General features: G+C 65.7%; 22 protein-coding genes and 2 pseudogenes. 9 read left to right on the top strand and 15 right to left on the bottom strand.

Annotated features, from left to right (window positions below):
* Nucleotides 1-26: 26 nt before the first annotated feature.
* The 9 genes and pseudogenes from AC5Y5Z_RS11495 to AC5Y5Z_RS11455 all read right to left on the bottom strand — a co-directional run bounded on the left by AC5Y5Z_RS11495 (nt 27) and on the right by AC5Y5Z_RS11455 (nt 6,947).
* Nucleotides 27-872: a TauD/TfdA dioxygenase family protein gene (locus AC5Y5Z_RS11495; RefSeq protein ID WP_499925192.1), complete on the bottom strand. Its 846-nt coding sequence runs from the start codon at nt 870-872 to the stop codon at nt 27-29.
* 26 nt (nt 873-898) lie between these two features.
* Complete coding sequence (locus AC5Y5Z_RS11490) at nt 899-1,234, bottom strand: hypothetical protein (RefSeq protein WP_499925191.1); 336 nt, start codon at nt 1,232-1,234, stop codon at nt 899-901.
* 2 nt (nt 1,235-1,236) lie between these two features.
* Nucleotides 1,237-2,505, bottom strand: coding sequence for an aromatic ring-hydroxylating oxygenase subunit alpha (locus AC5Y5Z_RS11485; RefSeq protein ID WP_499925189.1), 1,269 nt, complete (start codon nt 2,503-2,505; stop codon nt 1,237-1,239).
* Between the two features lie 13 nt (nt 2,506-2,518).
* The gene (locus AC5Y5Z_RS11480) at nt 2,519-3,262 is read right to left on the bottom strand and encodes an SDR family NAD(P)-dependent oxidoreductase (RefSeq protein ID WP_463826050.1); all 744 of its coding nucleotides are present in this window, start codon (nt 3,260-3,262) and stop codon (nt 2,519-2,521) included.
* Nucleotides 3,259-3,534: pseudogene (locus AC5Y5Z_RS11475) on the bottom strand (2Fe-2S iron-sulfur cluster-binding protein); the annotation flags it as partial. The pseudogene AC5Y5Z_RS11475 and the gene AC5Y5Z_RS11480, both read right to left, overlap by 4 nt.
* Nucleotides 3,535-3,632: 98 nt before the next feature.
* A complete protein-coding gene (locus AC5Y5Z_RS11470) occupies nt 3,633-4,079 on the bottom strand; it encodes a MarR family winged helix-turn-helix transcriptional regulator (RefSeq protein ID WP_463826415.1) in 447 nt (148 codons plus the stop codon).
* 23 nt (nt 4,080-4,102) lie between these two features.
* A complete protein-coding gene (locus AC5Y5Z_RS11465) occupies nt 4,103-5,347 on the bottom strand; it encodes a metal-dependent hydrolase family protein (protein WP_499925187.1) in 1,245 nt (414 codons plus the stop codon).
* Nucleotides 5,344-5,679 (bottom strand): hypothetical protein, encoded by a 336-nt coding sequence (locus AC5Y5Z_RS11460; protein ID WP_499925186.1) that lies wholly within the window; start codon nt 5,677-5,679, stop codon nt 5,344-5,346. Before AC5Y5Z_RS11460 ends, AC5Y5Z_RS11465 begins: the two co-directional genes overlap by 4 nt.
* Complete coding sequence (locus AC5Y5Z_RS11455; RefSeq protein WP_473138577.1) at nt 5,679-6,947, bottom strand: aromatic ring-hydroxylating oxygenase subunit alpha; 1,269 nt, start codon at nt 6,945-6,947, stop codon at nt 5,679-5,681. Before AC5Y5Z_RS11455 ends, AC5Y5Z_RS11460 begins: the two co-directional genes overlap by 1 nt.
* Nucleotides 6,948-7,029: 82 nt before the next feature.
* On the opposite strand from AC5Y5Z_RS11455, the gene AC5Y5Z_RS11450 reads away from it, so the two are divergent.
* Entirely contained in the window at nt 7,030-8,415 is a 1,386-nt protein-coding gene (locus AC5Y5Z_RS11450) for an aldehyde dehydrogenase (RefSeq protein ID WP_499925184.1), read from the top strand.
* A 4-nt stretch (nt 8,416-8,419) separates the two neighbouring features.
* On the opposite strand, the pseudogene AC5Y5Z_RS11445 reads toward AC5Y5Z_RS11450, so the two are convergent.
* From AC5Y5Z_RS11445 to AC5Y5Z_RS11435, 3 genes and pseudogenes are all read right to left on the bottom strand, one after another.
* Nucleotides 8,420-8,599, bottom strand: a pseudogene (locus AC5Y5Z_RS11445) (response regulator transcription factor); the annotation flags it as partial.
* Between the two features lie 92 nt (nt 8,600-8,691).
* The gene (ligD, locus tag AC5Y5Z_RS11440; protein ID WP_463826055.1) at nt 8,692-9,720 is read right to left on the bottom strand and encodes a non-homologous end-joining DNA ligase; all 1,029 of its coding nucleotides are present in this window, start codon (nt 9,718-9,720) and stop codon (nt 8,692-8,694) included.
* A gap of 75 nt (nt 9,721-9,795) precedes the next feature.
* Entirely contained in the window at nt 9,796-10,869 is a 1,074-nt protein-coding gene (locus tag AC5Y5Z_RS11435) for an ATP-dependent DNA ligase (RefSeq protein WP_499925183.1), read from the bottom strand.
* A 156-nt stretch (nt 10,870-11,025) separates the two neighbouring features.
* On the opposite strand from AC5Y5Z_RS11435, the gene AC5Y5Z_RS11430 reads away from it, so the two are divergent.
* The gene (locus tag AC5Y5Z_RS11430) at nt 11,026-11,457 is read left to right on the top strand and encodes a hypothetical protein (protein WP_463826057.1); all 432 of its coding nucleotides are present in this window, start codon (nt 11,026-11,028) and stop codon (nt 11,455-11,457) included.
* Between the two features lie 9 nt (nt 11,458-11,466).
* Nucleotides 11,467-11,871 carry a hypothetical protein gene (locus tag AC5Y5Z_RS11425; RefSeq protein WP_463826058.1) on the top strand — a complete coding sequence of 135 codons (405 nt, stop codon included), beginning with the start codon at nt 11,467-11,469 and terminating at the stop codon, nt 11,869-11,871.
* Here AC5Y5Z_RS11425 and AC5Y5Z_RS11420 read toward each other — a convergent pair.
* The gene (locus tag AC5Y5Z_RS11420; RefSeq protein WP_499925181.1) at nt 11,868-13,094 is read right to left on the bottom strand and encodes a cytochrome P450; all 1,227 of its coding nucleotides are present in this window, start codon (nt 13,092-13,094) and stop codon (nt 11,868-11,870) included. The genes AC5Y5Z_RS11425 and AC5Y5Z_RS11420 overlap by 4 nt on opposite strands.
* 106 nt (nt 13,095-13,200) lie before the next feature.
* On the bottom strand, nt 13,201-13,689 hold the full coding sequence (locus AC5Y5Z_RS11415; RefSeq protein WP_473138583.1) for an NUDIX hydrolase: 489 nt from the start codon (nt 13,687-13,689) through the stop codon (nt 13,201-13,203).
* 125 nt (nt 13,690-13,814) lie between these two features.
* On the opposite strand from AC5Y5Z_RS11415, the gene AC5Y5Z_RS11410 reads away from it, so the two are divergent.
* From AC5Y5Z_RS11410 to AC5Y5Z_RS11385, 6 genes are all read left to right on the top strand, one after another.
* The gene (locus tag AC5Y5Z_RS11410) at nt 13,815-14,444 is read left to right on the top strand and encodes a VC0807 family protein (protein WP_463826416.1); all 630 of its coding nucleotides are present in this window, start codon (nt 13,815-13,817) and stop codon (nt 14,442-14,444) included.
* Nucleotides 14,445-14,563: 119 nt separating this feature from the next.
* A complete protein-coding gene (locus AC5Y5Z_RS11405; RefSeq protein ID WP_473138584.1) occupies nt 14,564-15,649 on the top strand; it encodes an NAD(P)H-dependent amine dehydrogenase family protein in 1,086 nt (361 codons plus the stop codon).
* Complete coding sequence (locus tag AC5Y5Z_RS11400; RefSeq protein WP_499925180.1) at nt 15,646-16,464, top strand: glucose 1-dehydrogenase; 819 nt, start codon at nt 15,646-15,648, stop codon at nt 16,462-16,464. The genes AC5Y5Z_RS11405 and AC5Y5Z_RS11400 overlap by 4 nt, the downstream gene beginning before the upstream one ends.
* The gene (locus AC5Y5Z_RS11395; RefSeq protein WP_499925178.1) at nt 16,461-16,958 is read left to right on the top strand and encodes a VOC family protein; all 498 of its coding nucleotides are present in this window, start codon (nt 16,461-16,463) and stop codon (nt 16,956-16,958) included. The genes AC5Y5Z_RS11400 and AC5Y5Z_RS11395 overlap by 4 nt, the downstream gene beginning before the upstream one ends.
* Nucleotides 16,955-17,740 carry an SDR family NAD(P)-dependent oxidoreductase gene (locus AC5Y5Z_RS11390; RefSeq protein WP_499925176.1) on the top strand — a complete coding sequence of 262 codons (786 nt, stop codon included), beginning with the start codon at nt 16,955-16,957 and terminating at the stop codon, nt 17,738-17,740. The genes AC5Y5Z_RS11395 and AC5Y5Z_RS11390 overlap by 4 nt, the downstream gene beginning before the upstream one ends.
* Entirely contained in the window at nt 17,737-18,345 is a 609-nt protein-coding gene (locus AC5Y5Z_RS11385) for a TetR/AcrR family transcriptional regulator (protein WP_499925174.1), read from the top strand. The genes AC5Y5Z_RS11390 and AC5Y5Z_RS11385 overlap by 4 nt, the downstream gene beginning before the upstream one ends.
* Nucleotides 18,346-18,362: 17 nt before the next feature.
* Here AC5Y5Z_RS11385 and AC5Y5Z_RS11380 read toward each other — a convergent pair whose 3' ends face one another.
* A complete protein-coding gene (locus AC5Y5Z_RS11380; RefSeq protein ID WP_499925173.1) occupies nt 18,363-19,346 on the bottom strand; it encodes a D-2-hydroxyacid dehydrogenase family protein in 984 nt (327 codons plus the stop codon).
* Between the last annotated feature and the right edge of the window lie 6 nt (nt 19,347-19,352).

Here is a 19,352-nt window from a genome sequence, read left to right as displayed (position 1 = left end):
CTAACCGTGCTGTCGGCCACATGGCCTCACTGAATAGGTTCGTCACCCAGGACGGTGGTACGCAACATCTCGCGGGGCGAATCCGGGTCGTACGGCGCGGCCCGATGCAAGACGCCGCGGTTGTCCCAGATCACGGTGTCCCCGACCGACCAGTTGTGGCTGTACACCCGCTCGGGCACCGTGGCCCGTTCCAGCAGCTCCGCCAACAGATTTCGGCCCTCATCAAGATCCATACCGACCACATAGTCAGCAGAAGCGCCGAGCACCAACGACTTTCGGCCACTGCGATGCGTCCACACCAACGGGTGTTCGTGGGTGCGCCGGGACCGCCAGCGCGCCAGCTGCTCCGGGGTGGGGTCGGGTGTCACCCGCCGTTGCGAGGCCTCCAGCGAGTGGACCACCCGCAACGCGCCGTAGCGCTGTTTCTCTTCTTCGGTCAAGGCATCATATGCCGCATAGGAATTGGCGAATTCGGTCTCACCGCCCCACTCGGCAACCTGGACGGCCGACAACACGGTGGCCTTCTGTGGGCACTCGTCCCCAATGGGGGTGCACCCGTCGATGTGCCAGTCGAAGGTCGCCTTCAGGTAGGCGGCTGACGCGTTCTTGGCCGGGTCCAATGTGATCGGATAGATGCCGGCGACGGGGTGGTGGCCGTCGGAAGAGTGGTCGACCTCGCCGAGACGACGGCAGAAGGCCACCTGCGCCTCCGGGTCCAGTCGCAGATCCCGGAAAACCAGAACTCCGTTGTCCTCCAACGCATCCAGGATCGCCTCGGCGCTGGTGTCGTCGGAGGCCAACCGACCCGGGTCCAGGCCGGTGACTTCGGCGCCGACCGATTGGTTGAGCTTGGTGATGGTGAGCAGACTCATGTCGGTGTTCCCCTCGGAGTACGTGATCAGGGCGTTGGTTCGCCGGTGCGGACCATCACCGCGTCCGCGGCGTCGGTCGGGGCAGGTTGATGCATGATCTCCACGGCCATGGCGACCATGATCAGCGAATAGATCAGGTGGAGCAGATTCAGCACGTCCTCGGGCAGGTCGTGGAGGGCGAACTTGTCGCAATACTCGATCGCCTCTTCCAGGCGCGGGAAGAACGCGTCGTAGAACTGACGCATCTCGGGCATGGTGCTGGCCAGTCGCTGGTTCCACCGTTCGGTTTCGGTGGCCAGACACCAAATCTTGGCGTAGTCCTCCAGCTCGGCAAATGCACTGGGCAGCAATGGTTCCGGCACGATCACACCCCTGCCGGCGCCGGTGCGATTTCGCGCTGATACGACTCCACCCAGTCCACCACGACCTTGTGCAGATGGCGTACCAGGATCTCCTGGTCGTTGAGCGGGAAGTCGTCGACGATCCCGTATTCGAGCGCGGCCTGGGTGCCGCCGAGCATGCCCGCGTCCTGCAACGCGAATTCCTTGAGCACCACCGAGGCGACTTCGTGCTCGATGCGTTCCCGCACCGTGCTCGCCGGAGAGAAGTAGGTGTAGGCCTCGAATCGATGGGTGTTGTAGGAGGTCGGCCAGTACCGGTAGAGCAGATACCAGCCGCCGTAGATCAGGATCTCGGTGTTGGGGAAGATCTGGAAGTTGCTGATCCCCCACGGGTCGATGCCACCCGGGTTCAGACCGGCGGGTAGTTCGCCGATGTCCGGGGTGCGCCAGGGACCGACCAGCCCGCTGCGGGTGGCGCGCTCGATCGGGTACATGTACTCGGGCGGCAGCAGCCAGCGACGCCGCCCCGCCGTCGACACCAGCCGGTGCGGTCCGTCGAGTTGGAAATGACCGCAGGTGAATCCGGCGTTCGGGTCGCGAACCTCCGGGGGCACCTGCTGGGTGTGCAGCGAGGGCACGTGGTAGTACTCCTGGAAGGCGTCGGCGAAAATCTTCCAGTTGCTGTTGTTGTGCGCGACCCACTCGTAGCGTTCGGTCAGCTTGCCGAAGGGGTAGTCGTCGAGGCCGGTGATCATCGGGCCCAGGAATTCGCGCAGGGTCTGTCGCGGTTCGGGGTCGAAGTTGATGAAGACGAACCCGTTCCACACCTCGCAGTGCACCGGGGCCAGACCGTGCTCGGCGGGATCGAGGTCGAAGAACTCCGAGGACTGCTGCACGTATTTCAGCGCACCGTCCAGGCCGTAGCGCCAGCCGTGATACTTGCAGGTGAACTGGCGGCAGGTGCCGCGGGTCGGTTCGTTGGGAAAGTCGTTCCACACCAGCTTGTTTCCGCGGTGCCGACACACGTTGTAGAAAGCTCGGATGACCTCGTCACGACCCTTGACCAGGATGATCGAGACGCGCGCGACCTCGATCTCCTTGGTCAGGTAGCTGCCGATCCGGGGCAGTTCCTCGACGCGGGCCACGTTGAGCCAGGCCCGTTTGAACACGGCTTCGCGTTCCAGCTCGTAGAACTCCGGCGACGTAGAGTCAGCGAAAGAGACTGGGCCGGTGCCCAATTCGGGATAGTGCTCGGTCCAGGAGCCCTCAGCCGGTCTGCCTTCTCGCGTCATCGGTCCACCTCTCTCACATCACCGCTCCGCCATTGACTCCCAACACCTGCCCGGTGATGAAGCCGGCTTGTTCTGAACACAGGAATCCGACGGCCGCGGCGATGTCGGCGCCGGCGCCCAGCCGGCCCATCGGGATATTTGCGGCGATCTCCTCGTTGGATTTGAGGTATCCGGCCGCCTGCGCGCGATGCTGCATCGGCGTCTCGATGCCCGACGGCGGAATGTTGTTGACGGTGATTCCCTGCGCTGCGTATTCGCGCGCCAACGCTTTGGTGAGCGTGATGACCGCACCCTTGGACGACGCGTAATGCGCGGCGAAGGGAGTGCCCCGCTGGGCGCTGGACGACGAGATCATCACGATGCGGCCCCAGTTGGCGGCCAGCATGTCCGGCAGGGCCACCTGGCAACAGTGGAAGGTGCCGTTGAGGTTGACGTCGACGATCTGGTTCCAGGATTCGGGGGTGATTTCGAGGAACGGTGCCAACCCGAACAGGCCGGCGCTGGTCACCAGGACCGAGACCGGTCCGAGTTCGCTGCGTACCTGGGCGAATGCCCGCTCGACGGCGGGTCGGTCGGTGACGTCGGCCTGCACCCCGAGGGCGGTGCAGCCTTGTGCCCGTAGGTCTTCGGCGACGCGGTGCGCCGCCTGCTCGTCGATGTCGAGAACGGCGACCCGGTGCCCCAGCCGACCCAGTTCGTGGCAGGTCGCTTCACCCATGCCCGAGGCTCCGCCGGTCACCACCGCCACCCGGCTCACTCGTACACCACCCGCACGGTGGGAGTGGTGGGCAAGGCCTGGCAGGTCAGCACCCAACCTTCGGCCACCTCGTCGTCCTCGAGCGCGTCGTTGTTGATCATCCGGGCGCACCCTTCGGTCAGTTGGGCCATACACGTTCCGCAGGAACCGATTTCACAGGACGACGGCGGTTGCAACCCGGCCATGCGGGCGGTCTGCAACAAGGTGTCCCCGGCACTGTAGGAGACGGTGGTGGAGCGTCGGTTCAGCTCGATGGTCACCTCTTCGGTGACTGTGCTGTCGGCTACAGCCGGCGTGGGATCAGGCATGATGCTCCCACAGTATCAAGTACTTGCGATAGGTATCAAGTACTGAAGACACTGACGGCCGATCAGACGTGGTCTTTGACGAGTTCGTGGCCGGTGCCCTTCTCGACGACGCGGCTCAGCAGGTCACGCAGGGTTTCCTGCTCGTCGCCGGTAAGCACGCCGAACACCTCCTCGTGCGCGGCCACCGCGTCGCTGACCACCGTGGTCACCACGTTTTTCCCCTGGTCGGTGAGGTGCGCCCGCAGGATGCGCTTGTGTTGCGGATCTTGGCGGCGCTCCACCAGTCCGCGGCGTTCCAGCGCGGTCAGCGCGAGCTGCACTCCCTGCGGCGTGATCAACAACCGTCGGGCCAATTCGGCGCCGGACAACCCCGGTTCGTTGAGAAGCTGACGCAGCACACCGATCTGGGCGGTGCTGACGCCGTGCGAACTCACCGCGTCGTTGACGGTGGTGAGCGAGAAGTAGAACGCCTGTTTGAGCAACCACAGCAGGTTCTCGGTGAGCTCCATCGCCGGATCCTGGTCCTGGGCGATCATGTCGGCACCTTGACCAGCTGGCCGTCTTTCATCACGAATGACACCTCCAGGGTGGTAGCGATGTCGCGGGACGGGTCGCCGGGCACCGCGATGATGTCGGCGAGGTAGCCCGGCGCGAGGCGGCCGAGTTCGTGGTCGGCCTCGACGAGTTCGGCGGCCACCACCGTGGCCGACCGGATGGCCTGCATGGGCGTCATGCCGCGCGAGACCAGCGCCCCGAGTTCCTTGGCATTCTGGCCGTGCGGGATGGCTGGTGCGTCAGTGCCGCAGGCGATCCGGACCCCGGCGGCAATCGCCCTGGGCAACATGGCCTTTGCGCGGGGAAAGACTTCTTCGGCCTTCTTGCGCAACTCGGGTGCGATCCGGTCGATCGCCATCGCCTCGGTGAGGTAGGTGGTGGAGACCAGAAAGGTGCCGTGGTCGACCATCATCTGGATCGTGTCGTCGGAGGCCAGGAAGCCGTGCTCGATGCAGTCGATACCGGCTCGGATGCACGCCCGGATCGCACTGTCCCCGACCGCATGCGCGGCCACCCGCACCCCGGCGCGGTGCGCCTCGTCGGCGATCGCGGCGAATTCGGCATCGGAGTACTGCTGGGCACCCGGAGCGGTGCTGTGCGACATCACTCCACCGGAGGCCGAGACCTTGATCAGTTTGGCGCCGTGCCGGACTTGGTAACGCACACAAGCGATCACGTCGGGCACGCCGTTGGCGATGCCCTCGGCGATCGAGAGCGGCATGATCCCGGGCGCCAGGCGCTGAAAGACGGTCGGGTCGAGGTGCCCGCCGTAGGGCGTGACGGCGTGGCCGGCCGGATAGATCCGCGGGCCGGCGTGCCACCCCTGCTCGACGGCGCGCTGCAGAGCGACGTCGAGCAGGTAACCGCCTGTCTTGACCATGAGCCCCAGGTTGCGCACCGTGGTGAAGCCGGCTTCCAGCGTGGTGCGCGCGTTGACCGCGGCGCGCAGCGTGCGATAGGCAGGGTCATCCTGGACGCCGTGCATCGGGGCCGGCAAACCCTCCGGGCCGCCGGGACCGCCGATGAACAAGTTCAGTTCCATGTCCATCAGCCCGGGCAACAGCGTCACGTCCCCGAGGTCAATGACCTCAGCCGAATCCGGCAGTGCGCCTTCGGGATTGACGGCCAGGATGCGATTCCCGTCGACCACCACCACTGCGGGTGAGCGGACCTGCCCGGCATCGACGTCGGCCCAGCGCTCGGCCCGCAGGACGGTGCTCACGGGTAGGGCTCGGACACGCAGTCCAGGGTGGAGGCACCCGAGTCGGGCACGCGTGGCTGCTTCCAGCACTCCACCGGGAACGACACCATGATCATCGAGTACAGCAGGTGCATCAAGTTCAGGACGTCCTCGGGCAGGTCGTCGAGCGGGAACTTGTCGCAGTAGCTCAACGCCTCTTCGGCGCGCGGGGTGATCGCGTCGTAGAACGCCTTCATCTCGGTCATCGAACTGGCGAGCCGTTTGGCGTAGCGCTGCGGTTCGGTGGGCAGACACCAGTCGACGAAGGGTTCCAGATCGGCGAATTCGACTGGCAGAACCGGGGACTCGATCATCAGACGCGCACCCCGGCACGCTGTTGGTAGTCCTGGATCCAGGCCGCGGTCTCGGTATGCAGATGCCGGATCAGGATCTCCTGATCACAGAGCAGGAAGTCGTTGATGACGTTGGACTCGATCATCGACTGAGTCGCTTCGAGCGTGTTGGCGTCCTGCAGCCCGTACTCCTTGAACGACACCGCGGCCAGCTCTTGCGCGACCCGCTCGCGCGGGGTGCGCGGCTGCGGAAAATACAGTGTGCCTTCGAAGATGTGGCTGTTGTACGACGTCGGCCAATAGTGGTAGGTCAGATACCACCCCTGCCCCCAGAACAGGATGACGAAATTGGGGAACAGCTGGAACGAGTCCAGGCCCCACGGTTCACATTTCGCGGGATTCAGACCGGCCGGCATCTCACCCAGATCCTGCTTGTCCCACGGCCCGAACAGCCCACTCTGGCAGATGTCCTCGATCGGCTTGCGCATTTCTTCGGCCATCTCCCAGGCCCGCACCCCCGAGGTGCTGACCAACCGGTGCGGACCCTCCAGCCGATAATGCGGGGCCTCGAATCCGGCTTCGGCCGCGGCTTTCGAGTACGCGGTGGGCGACTGGTTCGCATGCAATACCGGTGCGTGGTAGAACTCCTGGAACGCATCCATGTAGAGCTTCCAGTTCGCCTTCACCTCTGAGCGGTAGTACCAGCGCGAGGTCATCAAATCGAATGGATAACCTTCCAGCGCCGTCACCATCGGACCCAGGAACTCGCGCAACGACTGTTCGGGCTGCTTGGCGAAGTTGACGAAGATGAAGCCTTCCCAGACCTCGCAGTGCACCGGCACCAGGCCGTACCGACTCTTGTCGAGGTCGAAGAACTCCTCCTCCTGCTGGACGAAAGTCAGGTTCCCGTCCAGGTCGTACCGCCACGCGTGGTACTTACAGGTGAATTGGCGACACACCCCGCGGGTCTCCTCCAGCGGCATGTCATTCCACACCAGCTTGTTACCGCGGTGCCGGCAGACATTATGGAAAGCGTTGATCTCACCGGACGTGTTGCGCACCAGGATGATCGAGGTGTTGGCTACCTTCAGTTCTTTGGTGAAGTAACTGCCCTTACGTGGAAGTTGTTCTACCCGACCGACATTGAGCCAGGCGCGTTTGAAGATTGCGGCGCGCTCCAGGTCGTAGATCTCGGGGCTGATCGAGTCCTCGTAGGACACCGGACCGGTGCCCAAGTCGGGGTAGTGCTGGGTCCAGCTGCCCTCCGGGGGCTTGGGGAATCGGGGCATAACGGCTCCTGTCCATACTCCGTCGGGCCGACGGTATATGCTCGTCCCGGTAATCGCAAGTAGTTGATACTGGAGGGTCTGGATGGGATCGCAGGTTTTCGAGGTCATCTCCCCGCACACCGAGAAGCCGATCGCCGAGCTGACTGCCGCCGGGGCCGCCGACGTCGACGCCGCCGTGCAGGCAGCGCGGGAGGCCGCCGACGCATGGGGACGCACCGAGCCGTCTCAGCGCATCGCCGCCGTGCGCCGGCTCACCGAGATCTACCAGGAACGGCGCAAGGAGATGGCCCAAACCATCAGCTCCGAAATCGGCGCTCCCATCACCTTCGCCAAGCGTGCGCAGGTAGGCCTGCCCGCGATGATGATGGGTGCGTTCTGCGACCTGGCCGAGCGTCACCCGTGGGAAGAGGCCCGCGCCGGCTACTTCGGGGCCGACGTGCGCGTCCGCAAGGAACCGGTGGGTGTCGTCGCCGCCATCGTGCCGTGGAACATGCCGCAGTTCCTGATCGTCACCAAACTGGTGCCCGCACTGCTGGCCGGTTGTGCGGTGGTACTCAAGCCGGCACTCGAATCACCCTTGGACGCACTACTTTTGACTGAAATGCTGGGTTCGGTCGACCTACCGCCCGGTGTGGTCAGCGTCGTCCCCGGCGACCGCGAAGTCGGCGAGCTGCTGGTCTCGCACCCCGGTGTGGACAAGGTGTCGTTCACCGGATCCACCGCGGCCGGGCGCGCTGTCGCGGCCGCGTGCGGTGCCAACCTCACCAAGGTCAGCCTCGAACTCGGCGGCAAATCCGCAGCGGTTGTCCTCGACGATGCGGCACCCGACAAGGTCGCCGCCGGAGTGCGATCGGCCAGCCTGGCCAACAGCGGCCAGATCTGCAACGCGTTGACCCGGGTGCTGGTCCCCGAGCACCGCCAGGACGAGTACGTCGACGCGCTTGCGGCCGAGATGAGCGGGCTGCGGGTGGGCGACCCCGACGACCCCGAAACCCAACTCGGCCCGCTGGTCTCCCAGCGCCAGCAGAGCCGCGTGCGCGATTACATCGAGCTTGGCCAACAGGAGGGCGCGCGACTGGTCATCGGCGGTACCGAGATGCCCGACGGCCTCGACACCGGCTGGTACGTCAAACCCACCCTGTTCGCCAATGCCGACAACAGCATGCGCATCGCGCGCGAGGAGATCTTCGGTCCGGTCATCACCGTCATCGGATACCGGGACGAAGACGATGCGGTGGCCATCGCCAACGACTCCGACTACGGCCTGGCCGGCTCGGTCTTCACCGGCGACACCGACCGGGCGCTGGCGATCGCGCGCCGCATCCGCACCGGAACCCTTGGCATTAATCAGGGCTACACCATGGACCCGTTCGCGCCGTTCGGCGGCGTGAAGGGCAGTGGCTACGGGCGGGAGCTGGGCCCGGAGGGCCTGGACGCCTACCTGGAGACCAAGTCCATCGCCATCTGAGCACTCAGGGGTGGCGGGCGGCTTCTTGCACCAGTTGCACCCGGGAGCTCAGGCTCAGCTTCTGGTAGACGTGCGTCAGGTGGGACTGGACCGTGCGGGGTGAGACGAAAAGCCTTGCGGCGATGTCGTTGTTGCCCAGTCCCTCGGTGACCAGTCGCACCACGTCGCGCTCGGTAGGGGTCAGCTATTCCCGCCCGCTGGCCGATTGGAATACCGCGCGTAAAACATCGGCGCAAACGCGGAGATTGCAGACTCAGGGACGCGGAGGTTCGGGCTCTAGGCCTTCTTCCGGTCGGTATCCCGACTGGGCTGGACGCGTTTGGGTTCGCCCGGCATCTTCGGATAGTTGGGCGGATACGGCATATCCCCCAGGCCGCGCTCTTCGTCGGTCTCGACAAGCTCGAGCAACGGCGTCAGCGACTGCGCGTGATCGTCCATGCCGGCCCACGGATCGTCCCGGGCGGCGACGAAATCCGGCACCGTGGCCATGGTGTAGTTATCCGGGTCCGCCTCGGCCAGTTCGTCCCAGCTCAGCGGCATCGACACGGTCGCGATCGGGGTGCGCCGCACCGAGTACGGCGACGCCATGGTGCGGTCGCGGGCGTTCTGGTTGAAGTCGATGAAGATCCGCTCCCCCCGTTCTTCCTTCCACCAGGACGTGGTGACCGCGTCCGGCGCACGCCGTTCCACCTCGCGGGCCAGTGCGATGCCGGCGCGGCGCACCTGAATGAAATCCCAGTCGGTGGCGATGCGCAGATAGACATGCACGCCGCGGCCTCCGGAGGTCTTCGGATAACCCACCAGCCCGAGTTCGTCCAGCAGCGGCCGCAGCACGTCCACCGCCACCGTGCGCGCCTCGACGAAACCGGTGCCGGGCTGCGGATCCAGGTCGATGCGCAACTCGTCGGGGTGCTCGGTATCGGGGCAGCGCACCTGCCATGGATGCAGCGTGACGGTACCCATCTGCGCCGCCCACACGATCGCCGCCGGATGGGTCACCTGCAACGCATCGGCCGTGCGTCCGGACGGGAAGGTGATCCGGCAGGTTTCCAGGTAATCGGGATGGTGTTGCGGCACCCGTTTCTGGTAGATCTCTTCGCCGTCGATGCCGTCGGGAAAACGTTGCAGGTGCGTGGGGCGGTCACGAAGCGCCGCCAGCATCGGCCCCCGGGCCACCGCCAGGTAGTACTCGACGAGTCGGCCCTTGGTGCCTTCCGTCCCGAGTTCGGGGAAGTACATCTTGTCCCGATTGGTCAACCGCACGGCGATGCCGTCGACATCGAGCTCTTCTGCCTTGGCCGCCATGAGTCGATTCCAGCACGCCGAGTTAGCAGCAGACCATCCCGCGGGGGTCGAAGCAGCTTCACGCCCCCGGTTCGCCTAGCCGAGGCCCGGCACAATGTCCCCCAGGCTGAAGGTCAGTGGCTGCTCCAGCTGTTCGTAGGTGCACGACCGTGGGTCACGATCGGGGCGCCAACGGTTGAACTGCGCGGTGTGGCGGAACCGTCGGCCTTCCATGTGGTCGTAGCGAACCTCGACGACTCGCTCCGGGCGCAGCGGCACAAAGGACAGGTCCTTGCCCGCGTTCCAGCGGGAGAACTCGTTCTTGCGGGGAGTGCGTTCACCCGCCTCATGTGCCGCCCAATTCCAGGGATGGCCATCGAAAGTGGTGACCAGCGGCTGCAATTCGGTGAACAACCGTCGACGCTCGGCCATCGGGAACGCACCGATCACGCCGACCGAGGCCAGCTGTCCTGAGGGGCCACCATCCTCGTAGAGTCCGAGGAGCAGCGAACCGATAGCGTCACCGCCGGACTTGTGCACCCGGTAGCCGGCGACGACGCAGTCGGCGGTGCGTTCGTGCTTGATCTTGAACATGACTCGCTTGTCCGGCAGGTAGGTGCCGGCGATCGGCTTAGCGATGACGCCGTCGAGGCCGGCTCCCTCGAATTCTTCGAACCACCGCTGAGCGGTGGCCGGATCCGTGGTGGCCGGCGTGACGTGGATCGACGGACCCGACCCGGCCAGCGCCTCGACCAGGGCGGCACGCCGCTCGCTGAACGGCCGCTTCGTGTAGTCCTCATCGTCAAGGGCCAGTAGGTCGAACGCGATGAAAGACGCCGGAGTGCGCTCGGCCAGCATCCGCACCCGCGACTCGGCCGGATGGATGCGTTGTTGCAATGCTTCGAAATCCAGGCCCTGTGCGCCGGCGATGACTATCTCGCCGTCGATGACGCAGCGTCGCGGCAACTCGGCTTTGACTGCCGCGATTAACTCCGGGAAGTAGCGGGTCAACGGCCGTTCGTTGCGGCTGCCCAGCTCGACCTCGTCGACATCGCGGAAACAGATTGAGCGGAAACCGTCCCATTTGGGCTCATACGAGGCCCCGGGCGGAATCGACTTCACCGACTTGGCCAGCATCGGCGAGACCGGCGGCATCACGGGTAGCTCCATCAGTTCATTGTGTTCACGCCGGCCAGCGCAGGACGCGCCGGGTCTTGTCGGATGAACGACCTGGCGCCGCTGAATGTTCGCGCGCGGTACGCCGGTCGGCGACGGGTACTGCATCGCGATCGCGGACCTGGCCTGGCCCGCACTTAGGATGTCGTGATGCTGCACGTGTGTGCGTTGTTCGTTGCACGTACTGCCGCGTTCGACGAACACGGCGCGATCAATGCCACGTCCATTCCGATGGCGTGGTTTCAGGTTGACCAAATGCCCTTGTGGGCAACAGTTCCCGTGGTCTTGGTGGTGCACGCACCTGCAGGTGGCGACTACGACCCTGACCTGCACGTCGTGTGCAAGGATCCATCCGGGCAACCGCTGGGATCCCTGCGGGCGACGTGGCACTGGCCCGATGACGCAAAGCTCGCGTCGAAGTACCGGTGTTTCACCCAGGAACTCTCGTTCCAGGTGGCGTCCGAAGGCGAGTACACGGTCGGGGCGTACTACGACGCCGACGGGAAATTCGAGTTGTCCACGCCGGTGCCGATTTCTATCGTTTTGCCCGATGCCACCCCAGACGCCGACAGTCCCGAATAGGCTGGCGCGATGCACGTTGCCGCATTGCTCGTGGCGGGCTCCGCCAACATCGACGACTCCGCTATCGACGCCACCCGTTTGCCGATCACCAGCTACGACGTCAACCAGGTTCCGATTTGGCTGACGGTCCCGCTGGTGCTGGTGGTCCATGCACCGGCAGGTGGGGATTTCGACCCGCAGTTGTTCATCGTCTGCAAAGATCCGGGCGGGACGATCCGCGGCACCGTCCGGTCGGCCTGGCAGTGGCCGGACGAAGAGGGCAAGCCGTCGAAGTACCGGTGCTTCACCCCGCAACTGTCGTTCGCCATCGAGACCACCGGTGAATACACCATCGGCGTCTACCGCGACGCGGAAGCCCTCGATCCGGTAGGCACTCCGATACCGCTGTTGATCAGCCTGGCCGGGCGCCGTTAAACCTCGACCCGCAGTGTCGACAGACCCCGCAAGTTGATGTTGGGTTTGTAGAGCGGTTCGCCGGCGAGCCGGGCGTTCGGGAAGCGGGCCGTCACCGCTGAGAGCGCCACCGTCGCTTCCAACCGAGCCAGCGGGGCCCCTAGGCAGTAGTGGACACCGCGACCAAATCCCAAGTGCCGCAACGAGGTTCGGTCCGGATCAAAGCTGTCCGGTCGATCGAACTCGTCGGGATCGCGATGCGCGGCGGCCAGCAGCAACAGCATCACGTCACCCCTGGCGACTTCGGTATCGCCAATCCTGATGTCGTCCAGGGCAATTCGACTCAACTGCTGCACCGGCGGGTCGTAACGCAGGGTTTCCTCGACGATCGCCGCGGCCCGACCGGGATCAGCGCCGAGCGCACCCCACTGGCGGCCGTCGCGCAACATCGCCAGGATCGCATTCCCGATCAGGTTCACCGTGGTCTCGTGTCCGGCCACCAGCAGCAGCAGGCAGGTCGAGACGATCTCCTCCTCGGTCAGTTGATCGCCCGATTCGTTGACGGCCACCAGCGCAGACAACAGGTCGTCACCGGGTTGGGCACGGCGACGGTCGATCTGGCCGTGCAAGTACTCGCGCAAACTCGCCCCGGCATCCAGCGATTCTTCGACACCGTCGTCTTGATCGTCGACCAGGAACGGGTCCAACGCCCTGGCCACCACCGCGGAGGCGCGGCTGAATTGCGGCTCATCCGCCAAGGGCACCCCGAGCAACCGGCAGATGACTGCCACCGGCAATGGGTAGGCGAAGTCTGCGACCACGTCGAAACTCCCCCGCTCGGCGATCCGGTCCAGCATGCCATCCACCAACGCGCTGATCTCGGGTTGCAGCGCACTCACCACCCGGGGCGCGAACGCTTTGCTGACCAATTTGCGCAGCCGGGTGTGATCGGGTGGGTCCAGGAACAGGAAGCCCGGCGGCACTTCCCGGCGCATCGCCTGGTCCGCCTCGATCATCTGCTGCGCCGCGGTCGACTTGAACTGGTCGCTGCTCGAGGCCGGATGCCGCAGCACCTCGTCGCAGTCGCGGTAGGTGGAGAACAGGACGAAGTTGCCGCCCGGCAGCTCGATGGGTCCGAGCTCGCGCAGCTCCGCGCACACCGGATACGGATTGGCGCGGTTTGCCTGGTCCAGCAGCCTTAGCAGCAGCGTCTGCGAGTCGGCCTGGGTTGGCGTCGATGGCATGCTGCCCATTGTGCACGGGGCGGCCGCGCCGCCCGGCGCACGTTGCATCAACGGGCTGTCGCGCGCCGCTGGCTGACCCGCGAAAGTGGTTGTCCGACACAGTCGCTCACGGAGCATCCTGACCCGACCCGGGCAGGCCGGGTTGGGCCAGCAGGCGATCGAGGAAGACCCGCTGCCCCTTGAGTAGCTTGCTTCGGGCCTGGGCCACCGGAAACCAGCCGACGCGATCGACCTCGGGGAACTCGCGAATCTTCCCCGACCCGCGCGGCCACTCCATTTCGAAGGTGTTGCTACGCGCATCGGTGATGTCGAGGTCCCCGCGGACGGCGAAGGCGGTGACCACTTTGCCACTGGGTTGTCGCACCGCACCGAGGTCGGTCCGCGGTCCGTCGGGCACCGGCAGCCCGATCTCTTCGGTGAACTCGCGCTGCGCCGTGGCCCACGGATCGTCGGAGTCTGCGTACTCGCCTTTCGGGATCGACCACGCGCCGTCGTCCTTGCGCGCCCAGAACGGGCCGCCCGGGTGCGCTATCAAGACGTCGACGACCCCGGCTCGTGTCCGGTACAACAGCAGACCGGCGCTCAGCTTCGCCACCCGCTCGATGTTAGGTGTACCTAACGTTCGGCTACCCTCGAACCGTGTCTCACCAATCCGAGCCCGTGACCATCGAAGCCCCCAACGCGGGGTTCGATGCACCGAAGAGCTTGCGCGAGTACGCCATGACCACCGTCGTCAACATGGTCCCGCCGGTGTTGGCTTACTACGGCCTGCGCCTCTTCGGCGTCACGCCCTACCTGGCCCTGGTGGGTGCGATCGTCGTCGCGACCCTGCAGGGTCTGTACTCGGTGGTCCGCAAGCGCAAGGTGGAGTTTCTCAACGTGGCTGTGCTGGTGTGCGCCGCCGTCTCCCTCGCGGTCGCGTTCACCACTAAAAATCCGCGCATCGTCCAGGTCACCGAGCTCATTCCGGCCACGTTCCTGGTGTGGTCGGTGGTCGTCAGCGGTGTGCTGCGCAAACCAAGTTCCAAGGTGATCACCGGTGCGATCGTGCCCAGCCTCGCGGAAGCGGCGCTACCGCAGCGCGGCTGGTCGGAGCGGGAGATCCGCGACTGGCACAGCCTGCACACCCGCCTGTGCGTGCAGCTCGGACTGGTCTGCGGGATGTTCCCGATCGCCGCGGTCGCGTGCATCTTCGCTCTGCCGGTCGACATCTCGCAGATCCTGATCGTCACCACCGGCCCGATCCTGCTGGTCGCCTGCATCGGGACCGCCACCACCCTGCTGCGCCGATTCGTCCGCCGCACCGATCAGGCGGCTGCCGAGCGCGCCGCCGTCACCCCACAGGCGTAACACCGCGGTCGGGTTCGGACCGTCCAGTAGCGGCTGGTTTGTGCCGACGGTATTGACAGTCACTGCCATATCGTCATACATTGCCACCACTGCCCTCAGTTCCGTCGGAAAGGTGTCCCATGATCGCTGCGCCCACACTTCGCGTCATCCAGTGGGCGACCGGGGGCGTCGGGAAAGCCGCCGTCCAATGCGTGCTGAACCATCCGCAACTCGATTTGGTGGGTTGCTGGGTCCACTCCGCGGACAAGAACGGCCGAGATGTCGGCGAGATCGTGGGAGTCGACCCCATAGGTGTCACCGCCACCACCAACGTCGACGAGATCCTGGCTCTGGACGCCGACTGCGTCGTTTACAGCCCGCTGATCCCTAACGACGACGAAGTGCTGGCGATCCTGCGGTCAGGTAAGAACATCGTCACCCCAGTCGGCTGGGTCTACCCGGACCTGACCCATCCCCGACACCGGGCCGTCGCCGACGCCGCACTCGAGGCCGGGGTCACGTTGCACGGGTCGGGGATTCACCCCGGCGGGATCACCGAGCGCTTCCCGCTCATGCTGTCCGGGCTGTCCTCGGCGGTCACCCACGTGCGCGCCGAGGAATTCTCGGACATCCGCACCTACAACGCCCCGGACGTGGTGCGACACATCATGGGATTCGGCGGCACCCCCGAGGAGGCTGTGCAGGGACCGATGGCCGCGCTGCTGGAGCAAGGCTTCAAAATGTCGGTCCGGATGATCGCCGACCACATGGGTTTCCGCATCGATTCCGGCATCCAGACGCTTCAGGAGATCGCGGTAGCCACCGCCGAGATCGACTACGAGCCATTCGCCATCACTGCGGGAACCGTTGCCGCACGGCGGTTTCGGTGGCAAGCGACCGTCGACGGCGAACCGGTCATCACCGCCGCGGTCAACTGGCTGATGGGCGAGGAGAACCTGGAACCCGCCTGGAACTTCGGCGGCGAAGGCGAGCGGTTCGAGGTCGAGATCACCGGTGACCCCACCGTGAACCTCACCTTCAAGGGGCTGCAACCGCCCAGCGTCGCCGAGGGTCTGATCCGCAATCCCGGCGTGGTCGCCACCGCCAACCACTGCGTCAACGCCATCCCCGACGTGTGCGCGGCCGAGCCCGGTATCAAGACCTACCTGGACCTGCCGTTGTTCGCCGGACGTCCGGCGCCGCACCTCGCGGGCGGCAACCGATGATCCTGGACTCCTTTCGCCTGACCGACCGCGTCGCCATCGTGACCGGCGCCGGCGCCGGGATCGGTCGCGACATCGCGGTCGCGTTCGCTGAGGCGGGTGCGGACGTCGTCGTGGCCGCGCGCACCAGGTCCGATCTGGACGAAACCGTGCGGCTGATCGAAAAGACCGGTCGCCGTGGCCTTTCCGTCGTCACCGACGTGCTGGTCGAGGACGACCTGGAGCGGCTGGTCGCAGTGACCGTCGAGCACTTCGGCCGACTGTCCATCCTGGTCAACAACGCCGGCGGAACCCAGCCGCGCCCGGCCATGCAGACCTCCTCGCGGTACCTGAGCACCGCGCTGCAGTTCAATGCCGTCGCACCGTTCGTGTTGAGTCGCCTAGCCGCGCAGGCCATGGTGGACACCGACGGATCCGGATCGATCGTGAACATCTCATCCCGGTCCGGTGACATGGCGATGCGCTGCATGACGGCCTACGGCGCGGGCAAGGCGGCGCTGAACATGATGACTCAGGACATGGCGGCCGACCTGGCGCCCCTGGTGCGGGTCAACGCGATCGGTGTCGGTGGGGTGGCGACACAGTCGATGGATTTCGTGACGACCAACGACGCGCCGCGCACCGAGTTCGTGGCGAACACCCCGATGGGCCGTATCGGGACCCCACGCGACATCGCCGCCGCGGCGCTCTATCTCGCCTCGCCCGCCTCGTCCTGGGTGACCGGGGTGATCCTGCGGGTCGACGGCGGCACCACCAAGCCCTCGTTCGATCTGCCTGCGCCACCGCTGGTTTCGGCTCGCGCGCGGGAGAAGCCATGAGCGTGCTCGAGGATGTTTCGTTCTGTCACCTGGTCGTCGGGGTGACCGACATGGACCGCGCGCTGGGGTTCTATCGCGACCTGCTCGGCCTCGACGTGGTGTTCGACCAGACCATCTCCGGCGAGCCGTTCGACGCCGTCCTGCATTCCACCCGCAAGCAGCAGGGCCGGGTGGTCGGTGGGCTGCTGGGCGGGCTGATGATCGAACTGCTCTCGCTGGGGCCGGCCGCGCCGCACCACCAGCCGGCCCGTCCCGGCATCGCCGGCATACACAACCTGTCCCTGTCGGTCACCGATTTGGACGACACCCACCGCCGGGTTCGGGACGCCGGCTATGCCCCAGAGCAGGAGCCTTTCGAAATCAGCGGTGTGCGAATGTTTTTCGTCAAGGACCCGGACGGTACCGCGGTCGAGTTCATCGAACTGCCGGGCGCGGTACGCAGCACCTACGAGTTGCATCGTGGGGTGCCCCTGCGATTGGGCCCAGCCGGATGAGTTACTCGCACCCGGACTCGCTGCGCGGGCAGGTCGTCGTCGTCACCGGCGCCGCGCAGGGCATCGGCAAAGGGGTGAGCGCCGCACTGCTGGAACGGGGTGCCTCGGTGTTGCTGGTGGACATCCAAGACGACAAGCTCTCCGCGACCGCGGCTGAACTGCGAGCGGAATTCGATTCCGGAGAACGGGTTTCGACGCTATCGGCCAACCTGCGGGACGTGGACAGTGGGCCGCAGATCGTGGCCGCCGCCGTCGGCACATTCGGCGCCGTGCACGGCCTGGTGAACAATGCGATCGCCAGCAACGAGCCCAAGCCGTTCGTCGACATCACCCCCACCGACCTGGCACTCGGCTACGACGTCGGTCCGCGCGCCACGTTTCTGCTGATGCAGGCGGTATACCCGGTGATGGTCGCTGCCGGTGGCGGCTCGATCGTCAACCTCGGCTCGGGTTCGGGCACCGGCGGCGAACCCAAGTTCGGTGGATACGCCGCCGCCAAGGAAGCGATCCGCGGCCTGTCGAAGGTCGCGGCGCTGGAGTGGGGCCGCGACAACATCCGGGTGAACGTCATCTGCCCGTTCGCCGAATCCGACGGCGTCAAGCTGTGGAAGCAGCTCGCTCCCGACGACTACGCCAAGGCAGTCGGACGGGTCCCGATGAAGCGGATCGGGGACGTGCGTACCGATGTGGGTGCACTGGTTGCGTTCCTGCTGGGCGCCGATTCGACGTTCCTCACCGGGCAGACCATCCATGTCGACGGTGGGATCGGCAGCTTCCGGTGAGTGTCTCGGGGGAGTCGCTGCGGGACCGCCAGCGTGCCCAGATCCGCGCCGACATCCGTCGCGCTGCGTTCAGATTGTTCGCCGAACGCGGCTACGACGGTGTGACGACGGATCAGATCGCTACCGCCGCAGGCGTTTCCACGCGCACCTTGTTCCGGCACGTGACAACCAAGGAGGATCTGCTGCTGGCGCCGGCACGGCATGGCGGAGCCGAAGTGGTAAGCCTGCTCGAACAGCAGCCGGCCACCGAATCACCGGATGTCGCACTGGCCAATGCCATCGTCGGTCGCACCCGATCCTTCGGTGCGGCCGATACCGAGGAGTGGCGGTCGGCGCTGCTGGTGGCACCCGAAGTCCTGGAGCGGCTGCAGTTTCACACCGCTGATGACCGGCAGCGAGCCACCGGAATCACCGCGCACCGGATGGGTGTGGATCCTGACACCGACATCCGGCCAGGTCTGTTGGTGCATTTGAGTTTTGCCGCCGCCGATTTCGGGTTCCAGCGCTGGGTGCGGCAAGACCCGGCTCGGCAGCCGCTGGATCGCTGCGTAGCTGAGGCCCTGGAGGCGGTGCGAAGCCCCCGCTGGATTGCTGGTCGGGGCTGACGGCGTGGCCGCACCGTCTAGCACAGCGCTTCGGGATTCGCGATCCGCGTCGGAGTACCGTCCAGCCAGGCGGCCACGGCTTCGATGGCGTCGGAATAGAACGCGCTCAGCATTTCTCGCGTGACGTAGCCGAGATGGGGCGAGAGTGTCACGTTCGGCAGCGTCCGCAGCGGATGGTCGACGGGCAGCGGTTCGGTGTCGTAGACGTCCAGGCCCGCTCCGGAGAGTCGGCCCCGGCGCAGGGCTTCGACGAGCGCTGTGTCGTCGACGATCGGCCCGCGAGACGTGTTGACCAGGAACGCCGTCGGCTTCATCAGGGCAAGCTCGGGCGCACCGATCAGCCCGCGGGTGCGCTCGGATAGTACGAGGTGGATGGACACCACGTCGGACTGTTCGAACAACGCCCCCTTCTCGACCCACCGTGCGCCCGCTTGCGCGGCGGCATCCGGGGTCAGGTTCTGACTCCAGGCCACCACGTCCATACCGAATACGGTTGCATATTCGGCCATACGTTTACCGACTCGGCCGAGTCCGAGCAATCCCAAAGTCTTGCCGGACAATGTCATACCGGTGGTGCTCTGCCATCCACCACCGCGCATGCGCCGGTGCTCTTCGGCCAGATTCCGCACGGTCGCGATCATCAGTCCCCAGGCCAGTTCGGGTGTGGCGTCGCGCACCGCGCGGAATCGCGGATGCGCGAAGTCGGAATGGGCGACCAGTATCCCGTGCTCGGTAGCGGCGGCCAGGTCGAGGTTGGGCAGGCTGCGACCGACGATGGTGATGAGCTTCAGATTCGGCAACCGTGCAATGAGGCCGCGCGGGAACGCCATTCGCTCGCGCATCGTGCACAGCACGTCGAACGGCAGCAGCTCCTCGGCTGCCTCGTCTTCGGTCAGGTGCCGATCGAAAACCGTTATCTCACAGTGTTTCTGAATCTCCGACCAGTCAGCCAGCTGCAGAGCAAGACCCGCGTAATCATCCAGTATCGCTACCCGGCGCATCGGTGC

The organism is Mycobacterium sp. NGS29, from assembly GCF_059812965.1.
This window is presented reverse-complemented; position numbering and strand designations above follow the sequence as displayed.